Below are 6,697 nucleotides of genomic sequence, written 5' to 3' on the forward strand. Positions count from 1 at the left end.
CATCATGGCGATGGCGTGCTCTGCGGTGGTGATCGAGTTGCCGAAGGGCGTGTTCATCACGATCACGCCGCGCGCGGTCGCGGCGGGGATCTCGACATTGTCGACGCCGATGCCGGCGCGGCCGATGACCTTCAGATTCTTGGCCTGCTCCAGGAGCTTGGCGGTCGCCTTGGTGGCCGAGCGGATGGCCAGGCCATCATAGTCGCCGATGACGCTGGCGAGCTTGTCCTTGTCCTTGCCGAGGTTCGGATCGAAGGTCACGTCGATGCCGCGGTCCCTGAAGATCTGGACGGCGGCGGGGGAGAGGGCGTCGGAAATCAGGACTTTCGGGGCAGGCATGGGAGGCTCCGGCTGGCGCGGCGCGAAGGGCGCTCTGCGCTGAGATTTTGGAGAACAGGAACCTCGCCCGTCATCCCGGAGCAGCGCCGCTATGCGGCTTGTCCGGGATGACGGCGTGGTTTGGTGCGATTTGCGAAGGAGATGGTCGGGTCAAGCCCGACCATGACGGCCCGGTCAGGCCGCCTTCTTGCCGAGCCCCGCCTTGGCCTCGGCGAAGGCATAGGCGATCCAGGGCAGCAGCGCCTTGACGTCGCGCGACTGGACGGTGGCGCCGCACCAGATGCGCAGGCCGGGAGGGGCGTCGCGGTAATGGCCGAGATCGTAGCCGGCGCCGGCCTTCTCGATGATCGAGACGACCTGCTTGGCGAAAGCCGCCTGCGCGTCCGCCGGCAGGGCGGTGACGGCCGGGTCGGTGAACTTTAGGCAGACCGACGTGTTGGAGCGCGTCTTCGGCTTCACGGCGAGGAAGTCGATCCAGTCGTTCTCGCGCACGAACTTGGCGATGACGCGGGCATTGCCGTCGGCGCGCTTCACCAGGCCGTCGAGCCCGCCCACTTTCTGCGCCCATTCCAGCGCGTCGATATAGTCCTCGACCGCGAGCATGGAGGGGGTGTTGATGGTCTCGCCGGTGAAGATGCCCTCGATCAGCTTGCCGCCCGAGGTCATGCGGAAGATCTTCGGCAGCGGCCAGGCCGGCTTGTAGCTTTCGAGCCGGGCGACGGCGCGGGGCGAGAGCACGATCATGCCATGCGCGGCCTCGCCGCCGAGCACCTTCTGCCAGGAGAAGGTGACGACATCGAGCTTCCCCCAGTCGAGGCGCTGGGCGAAGGCGGCGGAGGTGGCGTCGCAGATGGTCAGCCCCTCGCGATCGTCAGCGATCCAGCTCGCGTCGACGACGCGCACGCCCGAGGTAGTGCCGTTCCAGGTGAAGACGACGTCGCGGTTCTTCGTGTCGACCTTCCTGAGGTTCGGCAATTCGCCATAGGGGGCGTCGAAGGTGCGGACATCGGCGAGCTTGAGCTGCTTGACGACATCGGTGACCCAGCCGGCGCCAAAGCTCTCCCAGCTCACCATGTCGACGCCGCGGGCGCCCAACAAACTCCAGAGCGCCATCTCGACGGCGCCGGTATCGGAGGCCGGCACGATGCCGATGCGGTAATCGGCGGGAACGGCAAGCACCTCGCGCGTCAGGTCGATCGCGCGCTTGAGCTTGTCCTTGCCGATCTTGGCGCGATGCGAGCGGCCGAGCGGGGCGTCGGAGAGGTTCTTGAGGGCCCAGCCGGGGCGCTTGGCGCAGGGGCCGGACGAGAAATTAGGCACGCGCGGACGCGTGGCCGGAGCAGTATTCGCCATCGATGTCTCCATCCTTACAGATGGGCGCGCCCCGTTGGGGGGGCGTGTCCCGTCGATGGGGGTAGGATGAGAGGGGTCGGGAGTCAAGCGGGCGGAGTCTGATCAACAGTGCAGTTTCACGATTCTAAAATCTCATCCAAGCTTTTGCCTCGGCTCTTCTCATCTGCGATCTCCTTCTTGCACCAATCAGCAATTTTCTTTATCGCCGCTGCGGTTTCTGACTGACATTCAAGGAATATTTGTTTTCGTTGCTGAACCAAATCAAATATCCGTCCTGTTTCAATTTCTGAAATTGTTTCTGATGGAGAATATTCAAGTGTTTCCTGGATCATAATTTTGTTATCTGCAAATCGTATCGAAATATACATTTCTCGCTTCTCAATATCATCAGAGTCAATATTATCGAATAAATTAAAAATTCCCGCTCGAAAAATTATTTCTTTGACAACGCCGTTCCAGAAAACTGCGGGACGCTTACCGTTTCGAATGCGTTCGATGTTATCAATAAACTCAAGCGCCGTCTGGTCGCCTTCGACGTGCAAAGAAACGTCAACGGGATCATACGATTTTCCCTCTTTTTCGTCTTCGTCATTTTCGGCTAGACGAAAATTGAAAGAGATTTGTAATTTGGTTAGATAGGGGAATTGATTCCTAGATTTGTCGCATTGTGAAATAAGCTTTGAAATATATTTATGTTTTGGTGCTATGTAATTATCAATAACTAAATTTCTGTTCATCTCAAAGCATAGAGGCAATACGGAATCTGTCGTTCTGGCAGAAATCTGAGGAAGAAAGTCAGAAAATTTAGCGGGTAAGACTACCATCAAAGCATATGCACAAAAATATTCCTGAAACGACCTGTGTATAAATACATAGTTCATTCCCTCCTGCCGGATAAGATTCACGGATTCTTCGTAGTCACTTAAAATATCATCTGCGCTGACATTTAGTCCGCACACTTTGCTGCTTCTGTTTATGAGAGCTATTATTTCAGTTCGAGAAAATTGAAACTTTTGAGCATGGTAGCTAAGTAGGCAAAATATTCCAAAAGATCGCTGAAAATCGTGTATGTCGAGAGATTTTATCCTTGTGTAAGCTTTTGTGGCGTCGTGCCATTGATATAGAGTAGTAAAAGCTTGATCATAAAAAATGCTCATCTTATTGGGAATATCCATATTTTCCCTAAACGTCATGAGCATCATTATGCATAATAGTGGGTTAGATAAGAAGCTTTTGTTCTTTTTATAAAAGGTCTCATCAAGTCTTTTTAGGAAAAGCTTTTTTGTATTTTTGTCAAATGGAACTACACTGATTAGCTCTCTCGATTGACTAAACGTAAATGGCATAGATTCGTATACATCAAAATTATTCCACCCAGCGAAGCGGTATTCATACCGACTCGATACAACGACGCGGCAATCTTGATTTGTCGTAGCCAGTGCAAGTATTTGCTTCTGTATCGCATCCCTTTTGTCTCTCTTAATTTCATCAAATCCGTCTAATATCAGGCATAATTTTCCACTATTACAAAAATAATCAAAAATATCCTCCGATAACTCGGTGTTTGGAGCAATAGTTTTTCTGATAAATGTTTTTAGATCAGGACTACTAACATCGTTTAACTGCCTAAGCTCAATAAATATTGGAGTTACACCCGTGTCCGAACGAAATAATGTGATCCAGAGATGTCGCATAAAAAACGTCTTACCGGCGCCGCCATTTCCGTTAATAACAATGCGACGCCCATCAGTAATTTTTTGAATCAATTCGTCATCATCGCAGCGATTATCACCTGATTGAAAAAAAGACTTAACATATATATCTTCAAAGCTTACATCGCTATCTTTTTTGCAAATAATTCTAACTCTCGTGTTCTTCAGATAACACTCTTCCATAAAAGGCTTGAAGTCCTCAAAGATTTTTGCCCAAGCAGATTTTAATTTCGATGAAGCTCCTTCTGAAATATAGTTGAAAGATTTACGGATCAAATCTGATATAACAGCAGAAATTATGGCATTTTCATTCACTGTCATAATAAGAAAGCCTATCTTTCAAAAAGGACGATTAGGAATGCGTCTCGCGTAAGCCGGATGCTTGCCAATTTTGAACGCCTTTCAGGCGCCTTGGCAAACGAAATCAGCACTAAATTGAGTTCATTCCTCTGTAGGTGGAGGTGGCACGAATAGCTGTCTCCGTTGGGGGATCTTATCCCCGCCCTCACGTCCCACGCCTATCCTCGACCCACCTCGTCCCCGAGGGGCAGCCATCCGGAGGTATGCCGTTGGCGGGGCGGGGGCGGCGCCTGCGGGTGGGGTTACGACCCACTCCCGGGAGGCTTCGGGGCACCGCCCTGGGGATAATACGGTCCCTGTGCGAGGAGCTCGCTGGACGGTTCGGGGTGTCCAGGCCCCGATGCGGAGCGGATGACGAGGCGATGAGCCGAGCTGATCCGCAAGGCGTCGGGCCCGAGGAGCCCCAGACCTTATAAGCGCGGCCCGGAGACTTAAGAACGCCGGCAAGCGGAGCGCCACGGGGCGTGCGGATGGTGGCTTAATCCATCCGCGCCGCATCCTGGCTGAATGGACGCGGCCCAAGACCCACGCGCCTCGCGGCGCTCCGCTGCCCCTCATTTCGAACCCGCCGCGCGATCGGCGCGGGCGGTATGAACCCATGCGTCAGTCTCGGGCGGAGCGAAGCGCAGACCCGAGAATCGCGGGTAGGAGAGGCGCCAGAGCCTCTTCCGGCAAGAGATGCTCGGGTCAGGCCCGAGCATGACGCAGAGAGGCTTCGGTCGAGAGGAAGGAAAGAGAGCGCGCTGCCATCGCTCGATCCCTCCGTCATCGTCATCGCGGCGCCGATCGCAATCGTCTCCGGCCTGGCGGACGCCTCCTAGGTTCGGATGATGCCCGGCGCGGGAAAGCCGGCTAGGATGCTGCGATGAGGGCCTGGATGCCTTGCGCGGCCCTCTCCCTCGTGCGGCGGCGGCTGCTTGAGCCCGCCTCACGGAAGACGATGCCGGCCTTCTTGTTCGGGTGCACTGTGTTGCAGGTCCAGGGGATGCATGGCTATGGCGATCGAGAAAACCCCGAAGGGCGCGCCCCATCCCCTGCCTCTCGGCTATGCCCCTCCGGGCGGCATCGCCTATCGCGTGAAAGATGGAGATAGCTGGAAGACGCTCGCCCTCTCCTGGTTCATCAATGTCGAATATCTCGTCTGGTTCAATTTCCAGACGTCCAACCCGGATGAGGTGAACTGGTACCTGCACCGGAATGTCGGCTGCACGAAGCAGACACCGGACCGGCGCAACTACGTCTTCAGCTCCAGCGACAGGCCCGGGGTGATCTATCGGCCGCCGCCCAAGCCGATCGTGTTCAAGGATGCCATCGACGAATTCAACGAGAACATGGGCAGCGGCACCGATCTCGGCAAAGCGCTGCAGGCGGCGGATCAATCAGGCGCGATCTACGACTATATCGGCTTCTCGCTGAACGTGTCCGACTTCCTGATGACCGGGCTGGCGATCAGCGCGGTCGAGCTCGGCGCGATCGGCCTCGCCGCCGATTTCCTCGGCGCCGTCACTGCCGTCGTCGGGCTGGGGCTGACGCTCGGCGGCCCGCATCTGGGGGCGCTCAACGATATCAAGAAGGACAAGGCGCTGAGCGGCATCACGCAGGGCATCGTCCTCGGCGCCGCCCGGGAAACGAACGGCTTCATCCGCGGCAATTTCGTCGCCGGCTCCGAGGACTACAACGTGGACTATCCGGAGCAGAGACGGAATTTCCAGGCCGCCTATATCGCCGGCCTGTTGAAGGGCCTCGATTACGGGAAGAGGCTGACGCGGCGCGAGCGCTCGTTGCTGTTCAAGAACCTGGAGAAGCAGGCGGGCTACGCCAATCCCGGGGATTTCTACATGAACCGCTTTGCGAAGCCGGAGCGCGTGCGCCGGGATTATTACATCGAATGCGCCGCGAAATTCCGGAAGGAAACGGCGCAGTAGCGGCGTGGGGCGCGCTTGAGGCGAGAGCCTGAACGCGAGTAAGCCGGAGGCTCAGTCGCCCGTCATCGTCATTTCGGCGTCGATCGCCTTCATCTTCGGGTTGGCGGCGCAGAAGGCCCTGATCTTCTCCGCGACATCGGCCGGGTATTCGCTCTTGCGGTGGGCGCCGGATTTCAGCCAGTCGGCGCAGCTCTGCTCCCGGTCGGTGATCCGGGCGGCGGCGGGCGTGGCGAGGAGGAGGCCGGCGACGGCAGCGAGCAAGGCGAGGCGGGGCATGGTCTGGTCCTGAACGGGCGGCCGCATCACAGCCTCAAGCCCTCGGGCGCCGCTCCTGCCTTGCGTCGCGCCCGCTTGCAAATGCGATTGTCGCGGAGCCGATGCGCGGGCAGGGCAATGCGGCCGGAGGGGGGCAGTCAGGGCTGCGCATTTCGTGATAGGCAGCGGCTCCATCCGCTAGAGCTTTGCAGGCGAACACCGTTCGCCTGCAAAGCTCTAATTTTCTGATTTTACGCAATTCCGGACGCAAAACCGCTTCGCACTTTTGCTGGAATTGCTTTGGAGGTAACGAGACCATGGCCCGCAAGACCCCCGAACAGCTCGCCCAGGAATTCGAGGGCCGCAAGGCCAAGGGGCTGGCCAAGGGCGGGGCGGCGTTCTGGCCGAACATCATCGCCAATGCCGTGCTGAAGCTCACCCAGCAGCGGGCCGAGATCACGCCGGAGACGCTGATCGAAATGATCGAGCGCGAGGCGCCGACGCTGGAGGTCAACGTCCGGTCCGGCGCGACGGAGGCTGTCGCGCGGTTGAAGCAGGCCGTCGCCAAGGGTTCGTGAGCTAGCCCGGCTCGCCGGCGATGACGCCCTTGCGCAGCAGGAAGCAGCCATAGGGACGGGGATCGCCGACCTGTACCACCGCGAAAGCCCGCCGCGCCTGATCGTAGAATGCGAAGCGCTCGATGCCGACGAGCGGCTCAGCGCGGCCGAGCGCGGTGTCGATCTCGGCCTGCAC

At 57.4% G+C, this 6,697-nt stretch carries 7 protein-coding genes; 2 read left to right on the forward strand and 5 right to left on the reverse strand.

The genetic code is table 11. The features are described 5' to 3' along the window. The 3 genes from JHD80_RS26285 to JHD80_RS26295 all read right to left on the reverse strand — a co-directional run. Positions 1–339, reverse strand: a 339-nt coding sequence (locus tag JHD80_RS26285) for a Rossmann-fold NAD(P)-binding domain-containing protein (RefSeq protein WP_465246561.1), incomplete at its 3' end; no start/stop codon positions are given. Between the two features lie 174 nt (positions 340–513). Continuing rightward, a complete protein-coding gene (locus JHD80_RS26290) occupies positions 514–1,692 on the reverse strand; it encodes a phosphoserine transaminase (protein ID WP_199093403.1) in 1,179 nt (392 codons plus the stop codon). Positions 1,693–1,808: 116 nt separating this feature from the next. After that, the gene (locus JHD80_RS26295; RefSeq protein ID WP_199093405.1) at positions 1,809–3,725 is read right to left on the reverse strand and encodes an NACHT domain-containing protein; all 1,917 of its coding nucleotides are present in this window, start codon (positions 3,723–3,725) and stop codon (positions 1,809–1,811) included. A 1,034-nt stretch (positions 3,726–4,759) separates the two neighbouring features. Between JHD80_RS26295 and JHD80_RS26300 the strand changes: the two genes are divergently transcribed. Then, entirely contained in the window at positions 4,760–5,689 is a 930-nt protein-coding gene (locus JHD80_RS26300; protein ID WP_199093407.1) for a hypothetical protein, read from the forward strand. Positions 5,690–5,740: 51 nt separating this feature from the next. Here JHD80_RS26300 and JHD80_RS26305 read toward each other — a convergent pair whose 3' ends face one another. Then, entirely contained in the window at positions 5,741–5,992 is a 252-nt protein-coding gene (locus JHD80_RS26305) for a hypothetical protein (protein WP_199093409.1), read from the reverse strand. Between the two features lie 269 nt (positions 5,993–6,261). On the opposite strand from JHD80_RS26305, the gene JHD80_RS26310 reads away from it, so the two are divergent. Then, complete coding sequence (locus tag JHD80_RS26310; RefSeq protein WP_199093411.1) at positions 6,262–6,522, forward strand: hypothetical protein; 261 nt, start codon at positions 6,262–6,264, stop codon at positions 6,520–6,522. Position 6,523: 1 nt separating this feature from the next. Here JHD80_RS26310 and JHD80_RS26315 read toward each other — a convergent pair whose 3' ends face one another. Continuing rightward, entirely contained in the window at positions 6,524–6,697 is a 174-nt protein-coding gene (locus JHD80_RS26315) for an RbsD/FucU domain-containing protein (RefSeq protein ID WP_349237354.1), read from the reverse strand.

This window comes from Allobosea sp. ASV33 (assembly GCF_016428755.1).
GTDB lineage: Bacteria > Pseudomonadota > Alphaproteobacteria > Rhizobiales > Beijerinckiaceae > Allobosea.

Bases quoted from the DNA above. Each gene is read 5' to 3' on its own strand.
- JHD80_RS26290 (WP_199093403.1), bottom strand. From the start codon at position 1,692: ATGGCGAATACTGCTCCGGCCACGCGTCCGCGCGTGCCTAATTTCTCG.
- JHD80_RS26295 (WP_199093405.1), bottom strand. From the start codon at position 3,725: ATGACAGTGAATGAAAATGCCATAATTTCTGCTGTTATATCAGATTTG.
- JHD80_RS26300 (WP_199093407.1), top strand. From the start codon at position 4,760: ATGGCGATCGAGAAAACCCCGAAGGGCGCGCCCCATCCCCTGCCTCTC.
- JHD80_RS26305 (WP_199093409.1), bottom strand. From the start codon at position 5,992: ATGCGGCCGCCCGTTCAGGACCAGACCATGCCCCGCCTCGCCTTGCTC.
- JHD80_RS26310 (WP_199093411.1), top strand. From the start codon at position 6,262: ATGGCCCGCAAGACCCCCGAACAGCTCGCCCAGGAATTCGAGGGCCGC.